The organism is Pseudomonas sp. 31-12 (genome assembly GCF_003151075.1).
Classification (GTDB): Bacteria; Pseudomonadota; Gammaproteobacteria; order Pseudomonadales; family Pseudomonadaceae; genus Aquipseudomonas.
Window position 1 is genome coordinate 242,919 of record NZ_CP029482.1, and the last position, 20,873, is coordinate 263,791.

At 60.3% G+C, this 20,873-nt stretch carries 20 protein-coding genes; 9 read left to right on the forward strand and 11 right to left on the reverse strand.

Annotated elements, in window-relative coordinates; all coding sequences use genetic code 11:
• Nucleotides 1-140: 140 nt before the first annotated feature.
• From trkA to def, 4 genes are read right to left on the reverse strand one after another with little or no spacing between them, the layout of a single operon-like run.
• Nucleotides 141-1,514: a Trk system potassium transporter TrkA gene (gene trkA, locus DJ564_RS01110; RefSeq protein ID WP_109627004.1), complete on the reverse strand. Its 1,374-nt coding sequence runs from the start codon at nucleotides 1,512-1,514 to the stop codon at nucleotides 141-143.
• Nucleotides 1,515-1,536: 22 nt separating this feature from the next.
• Nucleotides 1,537-2,847 (reverse strand): 16S rRNA (cytosine(967)-C(5))-methyltransferase RsmB, encoded by a 1,311-nt coding sequence (rsmB, locus tag DJ564_RS01115; protein WP_109627006.1) that lies wholly within the window; start codon nucleotides 2,845-2,847, stop codon nucleotides 1,537-1,539.
• Nucleotides 2,844-3,803 carry a methionyl-tRNA formyltransferase gene (gene fmt, locus DJ564_RS01120; RefSeq protein WP_109627008.1) on the reverse strand — a complete coding sequence of 320 codons (960 nt, stop codon included), beginning with the start codon at nucleotides 3,801-3,803 and terminating at the stop codon, nucleotides 2,844-2,846. Before fmt ends, rsmB begins: the two co-directional genes overlap by 4 nt.
• Before the next feature lie 57 nt (nucleotides 3,804-3,860).
• Nucleotides 3,861-4,367 carry a peptide deformylase gene (def, locus tag DJ564_RS01125; RefSeq protein ID WP_109627010.1) on the reverse strand — a complete coding sequence of 169 codons (507 nt, stop codon included), beginning with the start codon at nucleotides 4,365-4,367 and terminating at the stop codon, nucleotides 3,861-3,863.
• A gap of 170 nt (nucleotides 4,368-4,537) precedes the next feature.
• Between def and DJ564_RS01130 the strand changes: the two genes are divergently transcribed.
• The 3 genes from DJ564_RS01130 to DJ564_RS01140 all read left to right on the forward strand — a co-directional run bounded on the left by DJ564_RS01130 (nucleotide 4,538) and on the right by DJ564_RS01140 (nucleotide 7,358).
• Complete coding sequence (locus DJ564_RS01130) at nucleotides 4,538-5,563, forward strand: LysM peptidoglycan-binding domain-containing protein (protein ID WP_109627012.1); 1,026 nt, start codon at nucleotides 4,538-4,540, stop codon at nucleotides 5,561-5,563.
• A 79-nt stretch (nucleotides 5,564-5,642) separates the two neighbouring features.
• Complete coding sequence (gene dprA / locus DJ564_RS01135; protein ID WP_109627014.1) at nucleotides 5,643-6,746, forward strand: DNA-processing protein DprA; 1,104 nt, start codon at nucleotides 5,643-5,645, stop codon at nucleotides 6,744-6,746.
• A gap of 54 nt (nucleotides 6,747-6,800) precedes the next feature.
• Nucleotides 6,801-7,358, forward strand: a complete 558-nt coding sequence (locus tag DJ564_RS01140) for an L-threonylcarbamoyladenylate synthase (protein ID WP_109627016.1) — start codon at nucleotides 6,801-6,803, stop codon at nucleotides 7,356-7,358.
• Between the two features lie 125 nt (nucleotides 7,359-7,483).
• Here the strand turns inward: DJ564_RS01140 and DJ564_RS01145 are convergent, their stop codons facing one another.
• Nucleotides 7,484-8,461 carry an NADPH:quinone reductase gene (locus DJ564_RS01145; RefSeq protein ID WP_109627018.1) on the reverse strand — a complete coding sequence of 326 codons (978 nt, stop codon included), beginning with the start codon at nucleotides 8,459-8,461 and terminating at the stop codon, nucleotides 7,484-7,486.
• A gap of 163 nt (nucleotides 8,462-8,624) precedes the next feature.
• On the opposite strand from DJ564_RS01145, the gene hemF reads away from it, so the two are divergent.
• Nucleotides 8,625-9,539, forward strand: coding sequence for an oxygen-dependent coproporphyrinogen oxidase (hemF, locus tag DJ564_RS01150; RefSeq protein ID WP_109627019.1), 915 nt, complete (start codon nucleotides 8,625-8,627; stop codon nucleotides 9,537-9,539).
• A 13-nt stretch (nucleotides 9,540-9,552) separates the two neighbouring features.
• A complete protein-coding gene (gene aroE, locus DJ564_RS01155; protein ID WP_109627021.1) occupies nucleotides 9,553-10,374 on the forward strand; it encodes a shikimate dehydrogenase in 822 nt (273 codons plus the stop codon).
• 128 nt (nucleotides 10,375-10,502) lie between these two features.
• On the opposite strand, the gene DJ564_RS01160 is transcribed toward aroE, so the two are convergent.
• The 3 genes from DJ564_RS01160 to betC all read right to left on the reverse strand — a co-directional run bounded on the left by DJ564_RS01160 (nucleotide 10,503) and on the right by betC (nucleotide 14,676).
• On the reverse strand, nucleotides 10,503-12,071 hold the full coding sequence (locus DJ564_RS01160) for a SulP family inorganic anion transporter (RefSeq protein ID WP_109627023.1): 1,569 nt from the start codon (nucleotides 12,069-12,071) through the stop codon (nucleotides 10,503-10,505).
• Nucleotides 12,072-12,224: 153 nt separating this feature from the next.
• On the reverse strand, nucleotides 12,225-13,145 hold the full coding sequence (choX, locus tag DJ564_RS01165) for a choline ABC transporter substrate-binding protein (RefSeq protein ID WP_109627024.1): 921 nt from the start codon (nucleotides 13,143-13,145) through the stop codon (nucleotides 12,225-12,227).
• A gap of 16 nt (nucleotides 13,146-13,161) precedes the next feature.
• Nucleotides 13,162-14,676 (reverse strand): choline-sulfatase, encoded by a 1,515-nt coding sequence (betC, locus tag DJ564_RS01170; protein ID WP_109627026.1) that lies wholly within the window; start codon nucleotides 14,674-14,676, stop codon nucleotides 13,162-13,164.
• A gap of 114 nt (nucleotides 14,677-14,790) precedes the next feature.
• Between betC and DJ564_RS01175 the strand changes: the two genes are divergently transcribed.
• Nucleotides 14,791-15,741: a LysR family transcriptional regulator gene (locus tag DJ564_RS01175; RefSeq protein ID WP_109627028.1), complete on the forward strand. Its 951-nt coding sequence runs from the start codon at nucleotides 14,791-14,793 to the stop codon at nucleotides 15,739-15,741.
• On the opposite strand, the gene DJ564_RS01180 is transcribed toward DJ564_RS01175, so the two are convergent.
• Entirely contained in the window at nucleotides 15,728-16,405 is a 678-nt protein-coding gene (locus tag DJ564_RS01180; protein WP_109627030.1) for an NAD(P)-dependent oxidoreductase, read from the reverse strand. The genes DJ564_RS01175 and DJ564_RS01180 overlap by 14 nt on opposite strands.
• A gap of 78 nt (nucleotides 16,406-16,483) precedes the next feature.
• Here DJ564_RS01180 and DJ564_RS01185 point away from each other — a divergent pair, with 78 nt between their 5' ends.
• Nucleotides 16,484-16,810, forward strand: a complete 327-nt coding sequence (locus DJ564_RS01185) for a DOPA 4,5-dioxygenase family protein (RefSeq protein ID WP_109627032.1) — start codon at nucleotides 16,484-16,486, stop codon at nucleotides 16,808-16,810.
• Here the strand turns inward: DJ564_RS01185 and DJ564_RS01190 are convergent, their stop codons facing one another.
• Nucleotides 16,811-17,212 carry a GFA family protein gene (locus tag DJ564_RS01190; RefSeq protein ID WP_109627033.1) on the reverse strand — a complete coding sequence of 134 codons (402 nt, stop codon included), beginning with the start codon at nucleotides 17,210-17,212 and terminating at the stop codon, nucleotides 16,811-16,813. It lies immediately after the preceding gene.
• 433 nt (nucleotides 17,213-17,645) lie between these two features.
• Between DJ564_RS01190 and DJ564_RS01200 the strand changes: the two genes are divergently transcribed.
• Together DJ564_RS01200 and DJ564_RS01205 are read left to right on the forward strand one after the other, a co-directional pair.
• Complete coding sequence (locus tag DJ564_RS01200; protein ID WP_109627037.1) at nucleotides 17,646-18,953, forward strand: CitMHS family transporter; 1,308 nt, start codon at nucleotides 17,646-17,648, stop codon at nucleotides 18,951-18,953.
• An 85-nt stretch (nucleotides 18,954-19,038) separates the two neighbouring features.
• On the forward strand, nucleotides 19,039-19,806 hold the full coding sequence (locus DJ564_RS01205; RefSeq protein WP_109627038.1) for a TerC family protein: 768 nt from the start codon (nucleotides 19,039-19,041) through the stop codon (nucleotides 19,804-19,806).
• Between the two features lie 125 nt (nucleotides 19,807-19,931).
• On the opposite strand, the gene DJ564_RS01210 is transcribed toward DJ564_RS01205, so the two are convergent.
• Nucleotides 19,932-20,213: a DUF6124 family protein gene (locus DJ564_RS01210; RefSeq protein ID WP_109627040.1), complete on the reverse strand. Its 282-nt coding sequence runs from the start codon at nucleotides 20,211-20,213 to the stop codon at nucleotides 19,932-19,934.
• Nucleotides 20,214-20,873 lie beyond the last annotated feature (660 nt).

Sequence of the window (20,873 nt, forward strand, 5' to 3'; positions counted from 1 at the left end):
ATGTGGTCATGAGATCGCTTTCGCGGGCAAGCCCGCTCCCACAGCGATCTTCAGTGAACACAGAATTTTTTGCACGACCGAGAACCTGTGGGAGCGGGCTTGCCCGCGAAGAGGCCAGTCCAGGCGCTCACAATCATGGATCAGAAGAAGCTGAGCCCCACATGGAACAGCTTTTCCACATCCCGAATATGCTTTTTATCCACAAGGAACAGAATCACATGGTCGCCCGCCGCGATCACCGTTTTGTCATGGGCAATGATCACTTCTTCATCACGAATGATTGCGCCAATCGTCGTCCCCGGCGGCAAACCGATGTTCTCGATCGCCTTGCCAATCACCTTGCTCGACTTCTCATCACCATGGGCAATCGCCTCGATGGCCTCCGCCGCGCCGCGACGCAATGAGTGCACGCTGACGATATCGCCGCGTCGCACGTGAGCCAGCAGCGTGCCGATGGTCGCCAGTTGCGGGCTGATGGCGATGTCGATATCGCCGCCCTGGATCAAATCCACGTAAGCCGGGTTGTTGATGATCGTCATCACCTTCTTCGCGCCCAGGCGCTTGGCCAGCAGCGAAGACATGATGTTGGCTTCGTCATCGTTGGTCAGGGCGAGGAAGATATCCGCGTCTGCAATGTTCTCTTCCATCAGCAAGTCGCGGTCGGAGGCACTGCCCTGCAACACCACGGTGCTGTCGAGGGTGTCTGAGAGATGGCGGCAGCGGGCCGGGTTCATCTCGATGATCTTCACCTGATAACGGCTTTCAATCGCTTCGGCCAGGCGCTCACCGATCTGCCCGCCACCGGCGATGACGATGCGTTTGTAGGTTTCATCCAGGCGGCGCATTTCGCTCATCACCGCACGAATATTCGCCTTGGCGGCGATGAAAAATACTTCGTCGTCAGCCTCGATCACCGTATCGCCCTGGGGCAAGATCGGCCGATCACGGCGGAAAATCGCGGCAACGCGGGTTTCAACGTTGGGCATGTGTTCACGCAACTGGCGCAACTGCTGGCCCACCAAAGGCCCGCCGTAGTACGCCTTGACCGCCACCAGTTGCGCTTTGCCTTCGGCGAAGTCGATCACCTGCAACGCACCCGGATGCTGAATCAGGCGCTTGATGTAATTGGTCACAACCTGTTCCGGGCTGATCAGCACGTCCACCGGAATCGCTTCGTTATCGAACAACTCGGAGCGCGTCAGGTACGCGGCTTCGCGGACTCGGGCGATCTTGGTCGGGGTGTGGAACAGGGTGTGGGCGACCTGACAGGCGACCATGTTGGTTTCGTCGCTGTTGGTCACTGCCACCAGCATGTCGGCGTCGTCCGCGCCGGCCTGACGCAGCACGGTCGGCAACGAGCCGCGGCCCTGCACGGTGCGGATGTCCAGGCGATCGCCGAGATCGCGCAGACGCTCGCCGTCGGTGTCGACCACAGTGATGTCGTTGGCCTCGCTGGCCAGATGTTCTGCCAGCGAACCGCCGACCTGCCCTGCGCCGAGGATGATGATTTTCATCCAGTCACTCCCTTAAATCCGGTTAACCGCGCGCGGCGGCGATCTTGATCAGTTTGGCGTAGTAGAACCCGTCGTGGCCGCCTTCCTGTGCCAGTAACTGGCGACCGTGAGGTTGTTTGAGACCGGCCGCCGTGGCGATGTCCAGCTCACGGGCGCCCGGTGTGCGAGCGAGGAAGGCTTCGATGACCTCGGTGTTCTCGGTCGGCAGCGTGGAGCAGGTGGCGTAGAGCAGAATCCCGCCGACTTCCAGCGTTATCCACATGGCATCGAGTAATTCGCCTTGCAGCACCGCGAGCGCGGCGATGTCGTCGGGTTGGCGAGTCAGCTTGATGTCCGGGTGACGACGGATCACGCCAGTGGCCGAACATGGCGCATCCAGCAGGATGCGCTGGAACGGTTTGCCGTCCCACCAGGTCGTGGTGTCGCGGCCGTCGGCGGCAATCAGTTCGGCGCTCAGGCCCAGGCGTGCGAGGTTCTCACGCACGCGCACCAGGCGCTTGGCTTCCAGATCCACCGCCACGACGCCCGCCAGTTTTGGCTCGGCTTCGAGGATGTGGCAGGTCTTGCCGCCCGGGGCGCAGCAGGCGTCCAGTACACGTTGGCCCGGCGCCAGGTCGAGCAGGTCGGCGGCCAGTTGCGCCGCCTCGTCTTGCACGCTGATCCAGCCTTCGGTGAAGCCCGGCAGGCTGCGCACGTCAGCGGCGGCTTCGAGGATGATGCCGTCCTGACTGTAAACACACGGCGTGGCGGCGATGCCGGCCTCCGTCAGCAACCCAAGGTAGGCGTCGCGAGTGTGATGGCGGCGGTTGACCCGCAGTATCATCGGCGGATGCGCATTGTTCGCTGTGCAAATGGCTTCCCACTGCTCAGGCCAGAACGCCTTGAGGGATTTTTGCAGCCAGCGCGGATGCGCGGTGCGCACCACCGGATCGTGTTCCAGCTCGGCCAGCAGTGCTTCGCTTTCCCGTTGGGCGCGGCGCAACACGGCGTTGAGCAAGGCCTTGGCCCAGGGCTTTTTCAGCTTGTCGGCGCAACCAACGGTTTCGCCAATGGCGGCGTGGGCCGGGACGCGGGTGTAGAGCAGTTGATAAAGACCGACCAGCAACAGCGCCTCGACATCGGCGTCCGCTGCCTTGAAAGGCTTTTGCAGCAACTTGGCCGCCAGCGCCGACAAACGTGGCTGCCAGCGCGCGGTGCCAAACGCCAGATCCTGAGTGAAGCCGCGATCGCGGTCTTCAACCTTGTCCATTTGTGTCGGCAAAGAACTGTTGAGTGAGGCTTTTCCGTTAAGAACGGCGGCGAGTGCCTTGGCGGCGGCAAGACGTGGATTCATTGAGCGTCCGCCGCTTGACCGAGCACTGTGCCGACGGCGAATTTCTCACGACGGCTGTTGAACAAGTCGCTGAAGTTCAGCGCCTTGCCACCGGGCAATTGCAGACGGGTCAGGCACAGGGCCTGCTCACCGCAAGCGACGATCAAACCGTCCTTGCTGGCGCTGAGGATTTGCCCAGGTGCGCCCTGCCCTTCGGCGAGGCTCGCGGCCAGCACTTTCAGCGCTTCGCCGTTCAGCGTGCTGTGGGTGATCGGCCACGGGTTGAAGGCGCGGACCAGGCGTTCCAGCTCAATCGCCGGACGGCTCCAGTCGATGCGCGCTTCGTCCTTGTTCAATTTGTGAGCATACGTGGCGAGGCTGTCGTCCTGAACTTCGCCTTCCAATGTGCCGGCGGCGAGGCCGGCAATTGCCTGAATGACAGCCGGTGGACCCATTTCGGCGAGGCGGTCGTGGAGGCTGCCGCCGGTGTCTTCGGCGGTGACTGGTGTGGTGACTTTCAGCAGCATCGGCCCGGTATCCAGGCCCAGTTCCATGCGCATCACCGTCACGCCGCTTTCGCTGTCGCCTGCTTCGACGGCACGCTGGATCGGCGCCGCACCGCGCCAGCGTGGCAGCAACGAGGCGTGGCTGTTGATGCAGCCCAGGCGTGGAATATCCAGCACCGCTTGCGGCAGGATCAGGCCGTAGGCGACCACCACCAGCAAATCCGGCTTGAGTGCGGCCATTTCAGCCTGAGCGTCTTCGTTGCGCAGGGTCGGCGGCTGCAACACCGGGATGTTGTTTTCCAGCGCGAGTTGCTTGACCGGGCTCGGCATCAGCTTTTGCCCACGGCCCGCCGGACGGTCCGGCTGGGTGTAGACCGCGACGATCTCGTAAGGGCTGGCGAGCAGGGCCTTGAGGTGTTCGGCGGCGAATTCCGGGGTGCCGGCAAAGACGATGCGCAGTGGCTCAGTCATGGGAGCAATCTCTGAAAAGAAAAAGGCTTGCCGCAGCAAGCCTTTGAAAGAAGGGCATCAAGCGTTCTGGCGATGGAGCTTTTCCAGTTTCTTCTTGATTCGGTCGCGTTTGAGGTTCGACAGGTAGTCGACGAACAATTTGCCATTGAGGTGGTCGCATTCGTGCTGGATGCACACGGCGAGCAGGCCTTCGGCGATCAGTTCGTAAGGCTTGCCGTCGCGGTCCAGGGCCTTGACCTTGACCTTCTGCGGGCGATCGACGTTTTCGTAGAAGCCCGGCACCGAGAGGCAGCCTTCCTGGTATTGCTCCATCTCGTCGGTCAGCGATTCGAACTCGGGGTTGATGAACACCCGCGGTTCGCTGCGGTCTTCGGAGAGGTCCATCACGACGATACGTTTGTGCACGTTGACCTGGGTCGCGGCGAGGCCGATGCCTGGCGCTTCATACATTGTTTCAAACATGTCATCGACCAACTGACGCACTTCGTCGTCCACTACGGCCACAGGTTTGGCGATAGTGCGCAGGCGCGAGTCGGGAAATTCGAGGATGTCTAAAATGGCCATAAGCTTAATTGCTGCACGTGTGAGGTAAAGTCGGGTCGATGGCCTGGCAGGTCCGAAGATGCAGGCTACCGTTGTGAAGCGTAGCTCCTTTTCTTTTATCAAAGAGTCAGGAGCGAGCCACGAGGGCTCTGGCGTTTCACGCGAACGCACATAATAAAGGGATTCACCGCATGAGGAAATCACTACTCGCCTTGCTCCTTCTGGCCTCGGCCGGTTTGGCGCACGGGCAAGTGCAACTCAAGGAAGGTTTTCCACAGCAATACACAGTGGTGGCGGGTGACACACTCTGGGACATTTCGGGAAAATTCCTCCGGGAGCCGTGGAAGTGGCCGGAGTTGTGGCAAGCCAATCCACAGATTGAAAACCCCAATCTCATCTACCCTGGCGACTCGCTGTCGCTGGTCTATGTCAACGGCCAACCGCGTCTGACCCTCAATCGCGGGGCTTCGCGCGGCACCATCAAGCTCTCGCCACGGGTGCGCAGTTCGCCGGTGGCTGATGCGATCCCGAGCATTCCGCTGCAATCGATCAACAGCTTTCTGCTGAGCAACCGCATCGTCGACAAGGTCGAGGACTTCGACAAGGCGCCTTACATCGTCGCCGGCGATGCCGAACGCGTGCTCAGCGGCACCGGGGACCGCATCTTCGCCCGTGGCCATTTCGACCCGAACCAGCCGGTGTACGGCATCTTCCGTCAGGGCAAGGTCTACACCGATCCCGAGAGCAAGGAGTTTCTGGGGATCAACGCCGATGACATCGGCGGAGGCGAGATCGTGGCCACCGAAGGCGACGTCGCCACCTTGGCACTGCAACGCACCACTCAGGAAGTGCGTCTCGGCGACCGTTTGTTCAGCGGTGAAGAGCGCTCCATCAACTCGACCTTCATGCCCAGTGCGCCAAAAACCCAGATCAATGGCTTGATCATCGATGTGCCGCGTGGGGTTACCCAGATTGGCGCGCTGGATGTGGTCACGCTGAACAAGGGGCAACGCGATGGCCTGGCCGAAGGCAACGTGTTGGTGGTGATGAAAACCGGTGAAACAGTGCGCGACCGGATTACCGGTCAGCCGCTGAAAATCCCCGATGAACGTGCCGGTCTGCTGATGGTTTTCCGCACCTACGACAAGCTCAGTTACGGGCTGGTCCTGAACGCATCGCGCTCGCTGGCGGTGATGGACAAGGTGCAAAATCCGTAAGCCTGCTCCACAAGTTACCAACAGAGTTATCCACAGCTTATTCCCGTTTGAACGGGCTCATAACGATCAAGGATGATCCATGTCGCTGTCTGCCGTCACACCGGTTTCCCCTGCGGAACTGGAAGCTCGTTTACGTCTGCATCGCTTGCCGGAACTCGGCCCGGCGCGTTTCAAGAAATTGCTCGAAGCCTTCGGCTCGGCGTCCAAAGCCATCAGCGCGCCCGCCAGCGCCTGGCGTTCGCTGGGCCTGCCGCTGGCGTGCGCCGAAGCCCGGCGCGCCAATGAAGTGCGCGATGGCGCGGCCCACGCATTGGCCTGGCTAGAGCGTCCGGGCCAGCATTTACTGATGTGGGACCAGCCTGACTATCCGGCGCTGCTGGCGGAAATCAGCGATGCGCCGCCGCTGTTATTCGTGGCAGGCGATCCGGGTATCCTGGAAAAACCGCAATTGGCGATGGTCGGCAGTCGTCGCGCTTCGCGACCGGGCATGGACACCGCAGCGGCGTTTTCGCGCAGCCTGGCCAGCGCCGGTTTCGTCATCACCAGCGGTCTGGCGTTGGGCATCGATGCGGCCGCGCATCAAGCCGCCCTGGACGTGGGCGGGCGAACGGTCGGGGTACTTGGCACGGGACTTGAAAAGTTTTATCCACAGCGAAATCGGCGGCTGGCCGACGCCATGATCGCGTCGGGCAGCGCGGTGCTTTCCGAGTTCCCGCTGGACGCCGGCCCCAGCGCTGGCAACTTCCCTCGGCGCAACCGGATCATCAGCGGTTTATCCCTCGGTGTGTTGGTGGTCGAAGCGAGTGTCGCCAGCGGCTCATTGATCACAGCGAGGCTGGCGGCGGAGCAAGGACGCGAGGTGTACGCGATTCCTGGGTCGATCCATCACCCTGGGGCCAAGGGGTGTCATCAATTGATCCGCGACGGGGCGATGCTGGTGGAAACCATCGAGCATATCCTCGAAGCGTTGCGCGGCTGGCAACGGCTGCCGTTATCCACAGAGACCCTGCAAACGCCCACGCATCCGCTGCTCCTGTTGCTTCACGCCGCGCCCCACACCAGCGAAGCGTTGTCGGTCAGCAGTGGCTGGGCCTTGTCTAAAGTGCTGGCAGCGCTGACCGAACTGGAAATGGATGGCCAGGCCGTGTGCGAAAGCGGGCGCTGGTTTGCGCGGGTGAGCTAGGTTTTATAGGGAAGATCGGTAAACTGCGCAGAGCCTTATTCCGGAGAGTTTTTCATGGTCAACAGTTGGCGTGTGCAACAAGCCGCACAAGCCGTTCGCGCAGGGGCAGTGATTGCCTACCCAACCGAAGCGGTCTGGGGGCTGGGTTGCGATCCGTGGGACGAAGAGGCGGTGTATCGTCTGTTGGCGATCAAGGGCCGGTCTGCGGAAAAGGGCCTGATTCTGGTCGCAGACAACATTCGTCAGTTCGACTTCCTGTTCGAAGACTTCCCGGAACTGTGGATGGATCGCATGGCCAGCACCTGGCCAGGACCTAATACCTGGCTGGTGCCGCATCAGAATTTGTTGCCACAGTGGATTACCGGCGTGCATGAAACGGTGGCGCTGCGGGTCAGCGATCATCCGTTGGTACGGGATTTGTGCGCGGTGGTCGGGCCGTTGGTTTCAACGTCGGCCAACCCGCAGGGCCGGCCGGCGGCGCGCACGCGGATTCGCGTCGAACAGTATTTCCGTGGGCAGGTGGATTACGTGTTGGGCGGGAACCTGGGGGGGCGCAAGAATCCGAGCGTGATTCGCGATGTGGCGACCGGGAACGTCATTCGCCCGGATTAATCCCGCAGTAACCTGTGGCGAGGGAGCGTGCTCCCGCTGGACTGCGCAGCAGTCCCGTTCTTTTAAGGATATGGGGGGCCGCTTCGCGGCCCAGCGGGAGCAAGCCCCCTCGCCACAGTTCGTTGTTACGGCAACAAAACAGTCGAGCCAGTGGTCCGCCGCGCCGACAACTCGGTCTGCGCCTTCGCCGCTTCAGCCAGCGGGTATTTCTGGCTGATGTCCACCGTCAGCTTGCCGCTGATGATCATCTCGAACAGCTCATCCGCCATGCGCTGCAGGTTTTGCGCGTTATTGGCGTAAGTCGCGAGTGTCGGCCGGGTCACGTACAACGAACCCTTCGCTGCCAAAATCCCCAGGTTCACCCCATCCACAGCTCCGGAAGCGTTGCCAAAGCTCACTACCAGACCCCTTGGTGCCACGCTGTCGAGCGACGTCAGCCACGTGTCCTTGCCGACGCCGTCGTACACCACCGGGACTTTTTTGCCGTCAGTCAATTCCAGCACTCGTTGTGCGACGTTTTCGTGGCTGTAGTCGATGGTCGCCCACGCGCCGTTGGCCTTGGCCAGCGCGGCTTTCTCCGGTGAGCTGACTGTGCCAATCAACTTCACGCCCAAGGCCCTGGCCCATTGGCAGGCCAGGGAGCCGACACCGCCTGCAGCGGCATGGAACAGGATGGTTTCGCCACCCTTGAGTTCATACGTCTGACGCAGCAGGTACTGCACGGTGAGGCCCTTGAGCATCACCCCGGCGGCCTGTTCGAAACTGATCGCGTCCGGCAAGTGCACCAGGTTGGCTTCCGGCAAAACATGAACGTCGCTGTAAGCGCCCAACGGGCCGCTGCCGTAAGCCACGCGGTCGCCAACCTTGAAGCGGGTCACTTCGCTGCCGACGGCTTCGACCACGCCCGCACCTTCCGAGCCCACGCCCGATGGCAGGGCCGGCAGCGGATAGAGACCACTGCGGTAGTAAGTGTCGATGAAGTTCAGGCCGATGGCCTTGTTGGTCACGCGAACCTGCTGCGGCCCGGGCTCGGCGGGTTGGTAATCGACATACTCGAGCACTTCGGGGCCGCCATGGGCGCGGAACTGGATACGCTTTGCCATCAGAACTCTCCTTAGGTCATTTGCGAAGCTCCCTATCGGACTCCTAAGCTTGATCCCCGTCAACTGCGGCAGGCCTATCTGCGATGTTATGCTACGCGCCCATTTGCGCCGGCCCCTGCTCCGCTGGAGCGCCGCGTAGTTTTGCCCGATTCAAGGTGATGACATGACGACCCGCACCGAGGCCGTAAAAGCCTACCTGCTCGATCTGCAAGACCGCATTTGCGCTGCCCTGGAAGCTGAAGACGGTGGCACGCAATTCGTCGAAGACGCCTGGACCCGGCCTGCCGGCGGTGGCGGTCGCACGCGAGTAATCGAAAACGGCGCCGTGATCGAAAAGGGCGGCGTCAACTTTTCCCACGTCTTCGGCAGCGGTCTCCCACCGTCCGCCAGCGCCCATCGACCTGAATTGGCCGGTCGTGGCTTCGAAGCCCTGGGCGTGTCACTGGTGATTCACCCGCACAACCCGCATGTACCGACTTCCCACGCCAACGTGCGCTTTTTCATCGCTGAAAAAGAAGGCGAAGAACCGGTCTGGTGGTTCGGCGGCGGTTTCGACCTGACCCCTTATTACGGCAATGAAGAAGACTGCGTGCACTGGCACCGCGTCGCCGAGCAGGCCTGCGCGCCGTTCGGTCCGGACGTCTATTCGCGCTACAAGGCCTGGTGCGACAGCTACTTCCACATCAAGCATCGTCACGAGCCGCGGGGCATCGGCGGCCTGTTCTTCGATGACTTGAACGAGTGGGACTTCGACACCAGCTTCGCGTTCATGCGCGCCATCGGTGATGCCTACATCGACGCCTACCTGCCGATCGTGCAGCGCCGCAAGAATGACGCGTTCACCGCCAAACAGCGTGAGTTCCAGGAATTCCGCCGTGGCCGCTACGTCGAGTTCAACCTGGTGTACGACCGCGGCACGTTGTTCGGCCTGCAATCGGGCGGGCGTACCGAGTCGATCCTCATGTCCCTGCCCCCGCAAGTGCGCTGGAGCTATGACTGGAAAGCCGAGCCGGGCAGCGAAGAAGCCCGCCTGACCGAATATTTCCTGCAAGACCGAGATTGGTTGGCCGAGGCCTGAACGAGGAGTTCTGATGGACCGTTACGTCGTATTCGGTAACCCGATTGGCCACAGCAAGTCGCCGCTGATCCACCGTTTGTTTGCCGAGCAGACTGCTCAGCAACTGGACTACAGCACCTCGCTGGCGCCGCTCGACGACTTTTCCGACTTCGCCCGGGCGTTTTTCCTCGAAGGTCGCGGGGCGAATGTGACGGTGCCGTTCAAGGAAGAGGCCTATCGTCTGGCCGATAGTTTGACGGAGCGCGCGCAGCGGGCCGGCGCGGTGAACACCCTGAGCAAACTCGCCGACGGCAGTCTGTTGGGCGATAACACCGACGGCGCCGGGCTGGTGCGGGACCTGACGGTCAACGCCGGATTCAGCCTCAAGGGCAAACGCATCCTGCTGCTCGGTGCTGGCGGCGCGGTGCGCGGTGCGCTGGAGCCGTTGCTGGCTGAGCAGCCGGCGTCGGTGATCATCGCCAACCGCACGGTGGAGAAAGCCGAGTTGCTGGCGGAATTGTTCTCGGACCTGGGGCCGGTGTCGGCCAGTGGTTTTGACTGGCTGCAGGAATCGGTAGACCTGATCATCAACGCCACATCGGCGAGCTTGTCCGGTGATGTGCCGCCCATTGCCAGCAGCCTGATCGAACCGGGCAAGACGGTGTGTTACGACATGATGTACGGCAAGGAGCCGACCTCGTTCTGCCGCTGGGCCAGTGAACACGGTGCGGCGGTGTCGATGGACGGCCTGGGGATGCTCGCTGAACAAGCGGCAGAAGCGTTCTTCCTGTGGCGCGGTGTGCGCCCGGATACGGCGCCTGTGCTGGCCGAACTCCGCCGCCAGCTGGCGCTGTAGTTCTTTGTGGCGAGGGAGCTTGCTCCCGCTCGGGTGCGAAGCGCCCGCAGATTTTCAGGGCTGCATCGCAACCCAGCGGGAGCAAGCTCCCTCGCCACAGGTTATGCGTTCGTCATCAGTGTAGTGTTTCAGTCCTCGAATCGGATCGGGCATTTCTCCGCCCCCTCAAGCTTCCTCAACTCCTCCACCACCTGCGGCCGTGCGCTTCGCAAGGTCAGGCTGCGATCCTGCTTGAGCAGCCGCCGCGCTTCCTGATGCAGCATTTCCACCCCTGAATAGTCGATAAAGTTGATCTGCTGCGCCTCGATCACCACCCGCGCACCGTGCATCCGTTGCAGGCGCACTTGCAGGTAATGGCTGGCGCCGAAAAAGATCGAACCGCCGACTCGCAGAATGTCTTCATCGCCTTCGCGCCAATGCTGCACGCGGGGTTGCGAGGTGCGCTTGAGGTAGAAGAACAGCGACGCCAGGACCCCGGCATAGATCGCGGTCTGCAACTCCAGCAACAGCGTGGCGACACAGGTCAGCGCCATGACCAGAAACTCGGCGCGGCTGACCCGCAACAATGCGCGAATGCCCCGATGGTCCACCAATCCCCAGGCGATCAACAGAATGCTGCCGGCCATGGCCGGAATCGGAATGTGCGCGATCAACGCCGCACCGAAGATGGCGAACAACGCCACCCACAGCGCTGAAAACACCCCGGCCAACGGTGAACAGGCGCCCGCTTCGTAGCTCAGGCCCGAACGGGTAAAGGAACCGGCTGACAGCGAACCGGAAAAAAACGCCCCGACCATGTTCGAAAAACCCTGGGCGCGGACTTCCTGGTTGGCGTCGAGCAATTGCTGGGAGCGCGCCGACAAGGAACGGGCAATCGACAGGCTCGTCACCAGCCCGAGCATGCCCACCGCCACGGCGCTGGGCAGCAGGCGCAGGATCAGATCCAGGTCCAGCGGCAGCGGACTGAAGGGCGGCAAGCGCCCGACAAAGGCGCTGACCAACTTCACATGGCCGAACATCGATGGCCACAACCACACCAGCAGTCCAGCCAGCGCCAAGGTGATCAATAACGTCGGCCAGCGTGGCAGCAGTGATTTCAGGATCACGCCTACTCCAACGGTGGCCAGCCCTAGTATCAGCGAAGGTTTATCCACAAAACCAAGGTGTTTGAACACCATCAAAAAGCTGTCCAGTGCGGTGGACTGATTGGGTAAATCCAGCCCCAGCAGGTTTGGCAGTTGGCCGATGGCAATCACCACCGCTGCGCCGAGGGTGAAGCCCAGCACTACCGAGTGAGAGATGAAATTCACCAGGGCGCCAAAGCGCAGCAATCCGAGCAGCCACTGGAAAATCCCGGCGAGCAGCGTCAGCAGCAGGATCAAGGTGACGTAGTCTTCTGACGCGGGAACGGCAAGAGGACTGACACTCGCGTACAGGACGATGGATATCGCCGCTGTAGGACCACAGATCAAATGCCACGACGAACCCCAGAGGCAAGCGATCAGCACCGGGATAATTGCGGCGTACAAGCCGTATTCCGGCGGGAGACCGGCGATCAGGGCGTAGGCGATGGATTGCGGCAACGCAAGAATGGCGCCGCTGAGGCCAACGATCAGGTCACGCCCGACGCTGGCGCGGGTTTGCCGGGGCAACCAGGAAAGGAAGGGAAAGAGTGAATGGCGGCTGGGGAAGGCCATGGGTCCTCTCGGGTTGGGTTTTGCGCAAGGGTATCAGGACGACGTGAACATTGTGGCGAGGGAGCTTGCTCCCGCTCGGGAGCGAAGCGCCCGCAGATTTTTAGGGCTGCTTCGCAGCCCAGCGGGAGCAAGCTCCCTCGCCACAGGTAACCCTTACAACTTCGCTTTTACTGCCGGCAACGCATCTTTCCCGTCCACAGTCTTCACGCCATCCAGCCATTTATCCAGGACCGCAGGATTGGCCTTGATCCACGCCTTGGCCGCATCGGCATTGCTGACTTTCTTGTTCACCACCTCGGCCATGATGCTGTTCTCCATCTCCTGGGTGAAACTCAGGTTGGTGAGCAGCTTGCCGACGTTCGGGCAGGCCTGTGCATAACCTTTGCGAGTCAGTGTATAAACGCTGCCGGTGTCGCCGAAGTACTTCTCGCCGCCCTTGAGGTAATGCATTTTCAACTGCACGTTCATCGGGTGTGGCGTCCAGCCGAGGAAGGTCACGAACTTCTGTTTCTTCACCGCGCGGGACACTTCCGCCAGCATCGCCTGCTCGCTGGATTCGACCAGTTTCCACTGACCCATGTCGAAGTCGTTCTTCTTGATGATCTCTTGCAGCGAGATATTCGCCGGGGCGCCCGAGCCGATGCCGTAGATCTTCTTGTCGAACTTGTCGGCGAATTTGTTCAGGTCGGCAAAGTTATGCACACCCGCGTCCCACACGTAATCCGGAACTGCCAGGGTGAATTCGGTGCCGTCGAGGTTCTTAGCCAGTTGAGTCACGTCGCCCGTGGCGACGAATTTGTCATAGAAGCCCTGTTGCGCCGGCATCCAGTTACCCAGGAACACGTCGACCTGGCCATCCTTCAACCCGCCAAAAGTGATCGGCACCGCGAGGGTGTCGACCTTGGCCTTGTAGCCCATGCCATCCAGCAGAAACCCGGTAATGGCGTTGGTCGCAGCGATTTCGCTCCAGCCAGGGTCGGCCATTTTCACCGTGTCGCAGTTCTGATCGGCAAAGGCCGATGCACTGCCCAGAGCCAGTAGCCCGACCGTCAGTACTGTGGATAACTTTTGCATGGACTTCCCCTTAACATTATTGGTTTTGGCAGGGTTGTGGATAACGTGCTTTACGTTCCAGATCGTCGAGGTCGATGTGGTTGCGCATGTACTGCTGACTGGCGTCCACCAGCGGCTGGTGATCCCAGCTCTTCAGCTTGCCGATGGTCAGCGCCTCGGCGACAAAACGCCGACGACGCTGGCTCGCGAGCACCTGTTGGTGTATCGCCGGAATGTCCCATTTGGCCCGGGCTTCAGCCAGAAATTCCTCGAACAGAGGCCGATGTTGCGGCGATTGGCTGAGTTCTTCGTGTTCGCGCGGGTCGTTGTGTACATCGAAGAGTAGGCAGGGGTCGTCTTCGCTGTAGATAAATTTGTAGGCGCCACGGCGGATCATCATCAATGGACTGATGGTGCCTTCAGCCATGTATTCGCCGAACACTTCGTCGTGACCGCCCTGCCCTTGCAGGTGCGAGACCAGCGAACGACCGTCCAGCGGCAGGCCCGGCTCCAGGGAGCCGCCGGCCAATTCAACGAAGGTAGGCAGCAGGTCAGCGGTGGAAACGGCAGCACTCACTCGCCCAGCCCCGAATTGTCCCGGTGCACTTATCAACAGAGGGACGCGGGCAGCCATTTCGAACCAGTGCATTTTGTACCAGAGCCCGCGCTCGCCGAGCATGTCGCCATGGTCGCCGGAGAAGACGATGATGGTGTCGTCGATCAGCCCGGTATCTTCGAGTGTTTGCAGGAGTTTGCCGACGTTGCTATCGATGTAGCTGCAAGCTCCAAAATACGCGCGGCGTGCATCGCGGATCTTATCCACAGGCAGCGGCTTGTCCCACAGGTCATACACCTTGAGCAAACGCTGGGAGTGCGGATCGAGTTCGGTTTGCGCCGGGGTTTCCGGCAGCGGGATGTCGGCATCGTCGTACATATCCCAGAACGCCTTGGGAATGGTGTACGGATCGTGTGGGTGCGTCATCGACACGGTCAGGCAGAACGGCTGGTCGCCGTCCTCGCGGATGTGATCGAACAGGTATTGCTGCGCCTTGAACACCACCTCTTCGTCGAAATCCAGCTGATTGGTGCGCACGCACGGCCCGGCCTGCAGCACCGAAGACATGTTGTGGAACCAGCTCGGACGCACGTCCGGCTCATCCCAATTCACCGACCAGCCGTAATCGGCCGGGTAGATGTCGCTGGTCAGGCGTTCTTCATAGCCGTGGAGCTGATCCGGACCGCAGAAGTGCATCTTGCCCGACAGCGCGGTGCGGTAGCCGAGTCGACGCAGGTAGTGGGCATAGGTCGGTACATCGGCAGGGAAATCGGCCGCGTTGTCGTAGGCGCCGATCTTGCTCGGCAACTGACCGCTGACCAGGGTGAAACGCGACGGCGCACACAGTGGGCTGTTGCAATAAGCGGCGTCGAAAACCACGCCTTCGGCGGCGAGGCGGCTCAGATTAGGCAGTTTGATGGGCGAAGGACCGTAGAACGGCAACATTGGCGCGGCCATCTGATCGGCCATGATGAAAAGAATATTCTTGCGCTTCATGTGATCGCGGCATTCCATAGTGAATATTTATGCGAGAGTGCTGCGATCGAGCATGGAGTCCATGCACTTTGTGGTAAAGCCCATGCACGGCAATGACTAGGATAAGCACCGCTTATGTATGACGCACTTGGAAGCTTGTCGCTGGATCTACTGCGAGCGTTTGAAGCCGCGGCGCGTCATCGCAGCTTTACCGCGGCGGCGGTAGAACTCGGCACCACGCAGCCCGCCGTCAGCCAGCAGATCAAACGACTGGAAGAACAACTGGCGGCGCGGCTGTTTGATCGCATTTATCGTGGCATTGAACTGACTGAGGCCGGAGTCATACTTTTTGAGCAGGTTCAGCTCGGTTTGCAGAATATCGATGCAGGATTGAGCGCGATCAGCGCACAACACCAACATGAAGTCTTGCAGGTAGCCACGGATTTCGCCTTCGCCGCGTATTGGCTAATGCCACGGTTGCACCGCTTTCATAAAGCCAATCCCCAAGTCGACGTCAGCCTGGTCACCAGCGAGCGCAATCACAACATGCTGCGCACCGATATCGATGTGGCGGTGTTGTTTGGGGATGGCCGCTTTAAACAGGGCGAAAGCCATTGGCTGTTCAGCGAAGAAGTGTTTCCGGTGTGCAGCCCGCTGTTGTTGAAGGATCGTCCCCTGCCCTTGCCAGCCCAGTCATTGCTGGAGTTTCCACTGTTGCACCTGCGCGGTGAAAACAGCAGCAACTGGTTCGACTGGAGCGGCGTGTTTCGCGAGTTGGGGATCACGTCGGCACCGGCCCCCGGGCAATTGCGCTTCGACAATTACACGTTGCTGATTCAAGCGGCGATTGGCGGCCAGGGCGTGGCCATTGGCTGGCGGCACCTTGTGGATAACTTGCTGGCGCAGGGTTTGTTATGCCGACCGATTGCCGACACGGTGATTTCCAGGCTTGGCTATTACGTGGTGCTGCCCCAACGCAAACGGCGAGGGGCATTGATCCAGCAGTTTGTCGATTGGTTGATGGCTGAACAGGCCAGCAGCGCCCAATCCTTGAATGGTTTACCGCTGCCGTCTATCGCGGTGTAGGGTCGGTCGAAACGAAGTTCACGTGCTCACGAACGTGAAGATTCAGCTGCAACTCATCGGCAATCCCCACCGCCACGCGGTTCAACCGTTCAAGCGGTTCCGCCAGGCCCGGCTCAAGGCTGCTGCTGATGTGGCTGAAATGTTCGATCGTCAGTCCCGGCACGCCGCGAGGCGCATTCACCAGGGTCCAGTGCAAGGCACTGCTTTGCAGCGCATCAAGGATTTCCTCGGCGGCATGCCGCTGAAGGTGATCCAGCACTTCAGCTTCGGTTTCGTCGAGCTCGGCAAAATCTCCCACCAGGAACAGTCGGTTAATGCCCGCTGCCTGCATGCCCTCGATCAGCGCATCCACCGCCAGCACTTGTTCCACCGGGCCTGGCACGATGGTTTTTTCCACATGCTCGCTGTTGAATGGCAGTCCCGGCGCATCGAGCAGGCAAATGACCGCCGAACTGCCCGCTACGCTTTGCTTGACGCGTTCAGCCTGGAACAGGTCGCCGGCCTTGGTGCGCAAACCCGGGCGCGGCGGGAGCGCCGTCAGGTCATCCAGAATCGCGATCACTTCATGTTGGCGCCGCAGCATTTCAGCCATCAGCGCACTGCCCAGGCTACTCATGGCACCATAAAGCACCACTTTCACCACCGGGGTTTCGGCATTTTTCATGGCTGGGATTCCTTGTTCTATATGGCGTGTGACCTGTAGGAATCGGTGAGGGTTCGACTGGGTTTTTGAGGGATTCAGATGCAACAGATCAAGGGTTACCACGCTCATGTCTATTTTGACGCCAGCAGCATTGATCAGGCGCGAGCACTGTGTGAGCAGGCGGCGCAATTGTTTCCGCTGAAAATGGGCCGCGTGCACGAACGCCCGGTGGGTCCGCACCCGGACTGGAGTTGCCAATTGGCGTTCGGGCCGGAGCTGATCGGCGACGTGTTGCCGTGGCTGGCGCTCAACCGCAAGGGTTTGGTGGTGTTTCTGCACCCGGACACCGGCGACGATTTGCTGGACCACACCGAGCACGCGATCTGGATGGGCGCGATCCGGCCGCTGGATTTGTCTATTTTTTGATCAGAGGTTTTCTTCGGCTTCACCCGGCAAATGCTCATCCAGATGCAGCCAGGGCAATTGGCTGTCCGTCCAGATGTGCCGCTCGGCCGGCGCCTGCTCCGGGTGATCGAGGGTGGCGATGGTCACATCGATGCTTTCGGGGCTGAGGTGCGTGGTCAGCGCCAGTTGCGCCCCACAGGTCGGGCAGAAATAGCGCACGCAGGTTGTTGAAGATTCGTACTTCGCTGGCGTTCCTTTCAGCCATTTAAAGGCCGATGCGGGCAGGGTAATCCACGTGGTCACGATTCCGCCGCTGACCCTTCGGCAGATTGAGCAGTGGCAGTGGGCGATGTCGTGTAACGGTCCGCTGAATTGATAGCGCAGGTGCCCGCAGTGGCAGCCGCCGGTGTGAAGTCCGTCCATCACATATCCTCCTGTTGTGTAAGTGCCGACGCCATCGCGGGCAAGCCCGCTCCCACAATTTTTTGCGGCGAAGCTGCTATCTGCGGCACACACCCGTCACTGTGGGAGCGGGCTTGCCCGCGATGGCTTTAACTCGGTTTAACTCCCTGCCCCGGTCCGACGACCGGTAGCCCATCCGGTCAATGCTTTCACCAGCGAAAGCTGGCTGAAAGCTTCCCCGATTAGGATCGCCCCCACTGCCGGCAAAAGACCGGTCGGCCAATGCCAGTGTTTTATCGCTCGCACAGCCCATTTAACAACAACAATGGTGATCTGATGTCCTCTGCTACCCGCCGCTTCGCTGCAACTCCACCCGTACGCCTCGCGCTTCCCGTTCTGCGCTGACCCAACCGGTTCGCCCATTCCCTAGCCGCGCTACGCCTGGAGTATTCCCATGCTGACTTTCCTTGGCTTCGCCATGGTCATCACGTTCATGTTCCTGATCATGACCAAGCGCCTGTCCGCGCTGATCGCCCTGATCATCATTCCGATCGTCTTCGCCCTGTTCGGTGGTTTTGCGCCGAAGATCGGCCCGATGATGCTTGAAGGCATCACCAAGCTGGCGCCGACCGGCGTGATGCTGATGTTCGCCATTCTGTATTTCGCCCTGATGATCGACTCCGGCCTGTTCGACCCGGCCGTGCGCAAGATCCTCAAACTGGTCAAGGGCGACCCGCTGAAAGTTTCGGTCGGCACCGCCGTACTGGCGCTCGTCGTTTCCCTTGATGGTGACGGCGCGACCACTTATATGATCTGCGTGGCCGCCATGCTGCCGCTCTACAGCCGCATCGGCATGAGCCCGCGGATCATGGCCGGCCTGATCATCCTCGCCGGTGGCGTGATGAACATGACCCCGTGGGGCGGCCCGACGGCTCGTGCGGCCAGTGCGCTGCATGTGGACCCTTCCGACATTTTCGTACCGATGATCCCGGCGATGGCGTTCGGCGTGGTGGCAATCCTCTTGATTGCGTACTTCTACGGGAAACGTGAGCGTGCGCGTCTGGGTGAATTGCACCTGGTGGGCGATGAAGTCGATCACAGCGAAATCAGCGTTTCGCAGTTCCCGGATGCCCGTCGTCCGAAACTGATCTGGTTCAACGGCGCCCTGACCCTGGGCCTGATGTGCACCCTGATTGCCGGTCTGTTGCCGATGCCGGTGTTGTTCATGGTGGCGTTCAGTATTGCCATGATCGTCAACTATCCTTGCCTGCAACAGCAGAAGGATCGCGTCGCGGCTCACGCCGGTAGCGTGCTGGCGGTGGTCGGTTTGATCTTCGCGGCGGGCATCTTCACCGGTATCCTGTCGGGCACCGGCATGGTCGATGCCATGTCGAAAAGCTTGCTGGCGGTAATCCCTGATTTCCTCGGCCCGTACCTGGCCGTTATCACCGCGCTGGTGAGCATGCCGTTCACGTTCTTCATGTCGAACGACGCATTTTATTACGGCGTGTTACCAGTGCTTGCCGAAGCAGCCAGTCATTACGGTATAACCGCGGTTGAAATGGCACGTGCCTCGATCGTTGGTCAGCCCGTCCACTTGTTGAGCCCGCTGGTACCATCGACCTATTTGTTGGTGGCCCTGGCCGGTATTGATTTTGGTGATCACCAGCGCTTTACCCTGAAATGGGCAGTGCTGGTGTGCATGTGCATACTGGTTGCAGCATTGCTGATGGGGATCTTTCCGCTGTTCAGCACTCTATAAGCCCAAGACTCACCACAACGGGTCCAGGCTTCGCTGTTCGAAGCCCGGACCTTTTGTGGTTTAACACTCGCTCAAAGGAATACACATGGAATGGCTGACCAACCCTGAAATCTGGGTTGCCTTCTTTACCCTGACCGCCCTGGAAATCGTCCTGGGTATCGATAACATCATCATGATTTCGATCCTGGTCAGCCGCATGCCCAAGCACATGCAGCAGCGCACCCGGATCTTCGGCCTGGCGCTGGCCATGGTCACGCGGATCCTGTTGCTGCTGTCGATCACGTGGGTCATGCGCCTTACCAACGACTTGTTCGAAGTGTTCGGCCAGGGCATTTCCGGGCGAGACCTGATCCTGTTCTTCGGTGGTCTGTTCCTGCTGTGGAAGAGCTCACAAGAGATGTACCACGCGCTGGAAGGTGAAGATGAGTCCAATGAGGAGCCGGGCGGCAAGGGCGGCAACTTCCTCTACACCATCATCCAGATCGCGATCATCGACATCGTCTTCTCGCTGGACTCGGTGATTACCGCTGTCGGCATGGTCTCCCACGTACCGGTCATGGTCGCGGCGATCATTGTTGCGGTGCTGGTGATGATGCTGGCGTCCGGGACCATCAGCGAGTTCATCGACAAGCACCCGTCGCTGAAAATGCTCGCGCTGTCGTTCCTGTTGATCGTCGGTACGGTGCTGATTGCTGAATCCTTCGACGTTCACGTGCCAAAAGGCTACGTCTACTTCGCCATGGCGTTCTCGCTGGCGGTGGAAGCGATCAACATCAAGATGCGTACCGCGATTGCGAAAAAACGCAAACAGCAAGATCCGGTGAAACTGCGAAAGGATATTCCGGGGCAGTAACCCGAGTCTGCGCATAACACCTGTGGGAGCGGGCTTGCTCGCGAAGACGGAGTGTCAGTCGACATCATGTTGCCTGATACACCGCTTTCGCGAGCAAGCCCGCTCCCACTTTTTTTGCTCTGTGATTAGCCTGGCGGATCGAGGTTATCGAGCACTCGATTCACCGCCAACTCCCCCAACATGATGTTTTGCTGAATCCCCAGCAGGGTGTTGCGGTGTGTACCTTCCATTCGTGCAGCAAAATCACTGGCCATGACGCTGGCCGACGCCAACGACTCACAGGCGTGAGCGAGCAGGGTTTCGTTATCGACCTTGGGGTCTATGAAGAAGATTGTGCTGGGCTTGCGTGGCGGGAGGTCGTGGGGGACCGGATCGGTGTCCGGTGGGTTGGGTGTTGCCTTGAACATAGATAGAACTCCAGTACTGGATATATGGAGCCTTCACTCTCGCTACCAAACGAAGGTGGCGGCCATACACAGGTTGGTAGACCGGAGTACTGGAACCGGCGCCCCCGAAGGGACCCTGCGCATGGCCACCATAAGCTACGACCTGAAAAAGCGTCCGCAAAAAGTGGCTATGCGCCAGACTCCGGGCTACCAAACCCGATCGCTGTTTTTAGCGATGGATAAACGATAGAGAGCAGGGTCTAGGCGCACAAGCCGGCGGATTCTGGCGTAGCCGTAGGCAACGACGCAAGACGTTGTAGCCTCCGAGAAGTAACGCCGGATGTCTTTAAACACGCACTGCAAAAACGCGTGAATCACACCAAAACAACCGACTGCTTTACCGACGGATTTTTTCCAAAGGTTGACGCATAGAGCTCTGGTGGTTAGCGTCCCTCGCTCGCTTCACCCGACAATGACAAGGAATGCATATGTCTGGAAAACCGGCTGCACGTCTCACGGACCCGACGCCGAAACAGCCGGGTATCTGATCGACATAGGCTGAGCAGGGATCATTTCAGCGATTGAGTTCCCGCCCCGATTTAGGGCTGCTGCGCAGCCCAGCGGGAGCAAGCTCCCTGCTCGCCACAGGGTTGTGTTCGCGCACCTTTTCAACTGTCCGGC

Bases quoted from the DNA above. Each gene is read 5' to 3' on its own strand.
- trkA (WP_109627004.1), bottom strand. From the start codon at position 1,514: ATGAAAATCATCATCCTCGGCGCAGGGCAGGTCGGCGGTTCGCTGGCA.
- rsmB (WP_109627006.1), bottom strand. From the start codon at position 2,847: ATGAATCCACGTCTTGCCGCCGCCAAGGCACTCGCCGCCGTTCTTAAC.
- fmt (WP_109627008.1), bottom strand. From the start codon at position 3,803: ATGACTGAGCCACTGCGCATCGTCTTTGCCGGCACCCCGGAATTCGCC.
- def (WP_109627010.1), bottom strand. From the start codon at position 4,367: ATGGCCATTTTAGACATCCTCGAATTTCCCGACTCGCGCCTGCGCACT.
- DJ564_RS01130 (WP_109627012.1), top strand. From the start codon at position 4,538: ATGAGGAAATCACTACTCGCCTTGCTCCTTCTGGCCTCGGCCGGTTTG.
- dprA (WP_109627014.1), top strand. From the start codon at position 5,643: ATGTCGCTGTCTGCCGTCACACCGGTTTCCCCTGCGGAACTGGAAGCT.
- DJ564_RS01140 (WP_109627016.1), top strand. From the start codon at position 6,801: ATGGTCAACAGTTGGCGTGTGCAACAAGCCGCACAAGCCGTTCGCGCA.
- DJ564_RS01145 (WP_109627018.1), bottom strand. From the start codon at position 8,461: ATGGCAAAGCGTATCCAGTTCCGCGCCCATGGCGGCCCCGAAGTGCTC.
- hemF (WP_109627019.1), top strand. From the start codon at position 8,625: ATGACGACCCGCACCGAGGCCGTAAAAGCCTACCTGCTCGATCTGCAA.
- aroE (WP_109627021.1), top strand. From the start codon at position 9,553: ATGGACCGTTACGTCGTATTCGGTAACCCGATTGGCCACAGCAAGTCG.
- DJ564_RS01160 (WP_109627023.1), bottom strand. From the start codon at position 12,071: ATGGCCTTCCCCAGCCGCCATTCACTCTTTCCCTTCCTTTCCTGGTTG.
- choX (WP_109627024.1), bottom strand. From the start codon at position 13,145: ATGCAAAAGTTATCCACAGTACTGACGGTCGGGCTACTGGCTCTGGGC.
- betC (WP_109627026.1), bottom strand. From the start codon at position 14,676: ATGAAGCGCAAGAATATTCTTTTCATCATGGCCGATCAGATGGCCGCG.
- DJ564_RS01175 (WP_109627028.1), top strand. From the start codon at position 14,791: ATGTATGACGCACTTGGAAGCTTGTCGCTGGATCTACTGCGAGCGTTT.
- DJ564_RS01180 (WP_109627030.1), bottom strand. From the start codon at position 16,405: ATGAAAAATGCCGAAACCCCGGTGGTGAAAGTGGTGCTTTATGGTGCC.
- DJ564_RS01185 (WP_109627032.1), top strand. From the start codon at position 16,484: ATGCAACAGATCAAGGGTTACCACGCTCATGTCTATTTTGACGCCAGC.
- DJ564_RS01190 (WP_109627033.1), bottom strand. From the start codon at position 17,212: ATGGACGGACTTCACACCGGCGGCTGCCACTGCGGGCACCTGCGCTAT.
- DJ564_RS01200 (WP_109627037.1), top strand. From the start codon at position 17,646: ATGCTGACTTTCCTTGGCTTCGCCATGGTCATCACGTTCATGTTCCTG.
- DJ564_RS01205 (WP_109627038.1), top strand. From the start codon at position 19,039: ATGGAATGGCTGACCAACCCTGAAATCTGGGTTGCCTTCTTTACCCTG.
- DJ564_RS01210 (WP_109627040.1), bottom strand. From the start codon at position 20,213: ATGTTCAAGGCAACACCCAACCCACCGGACACCGATCCGGTCCCCCAC.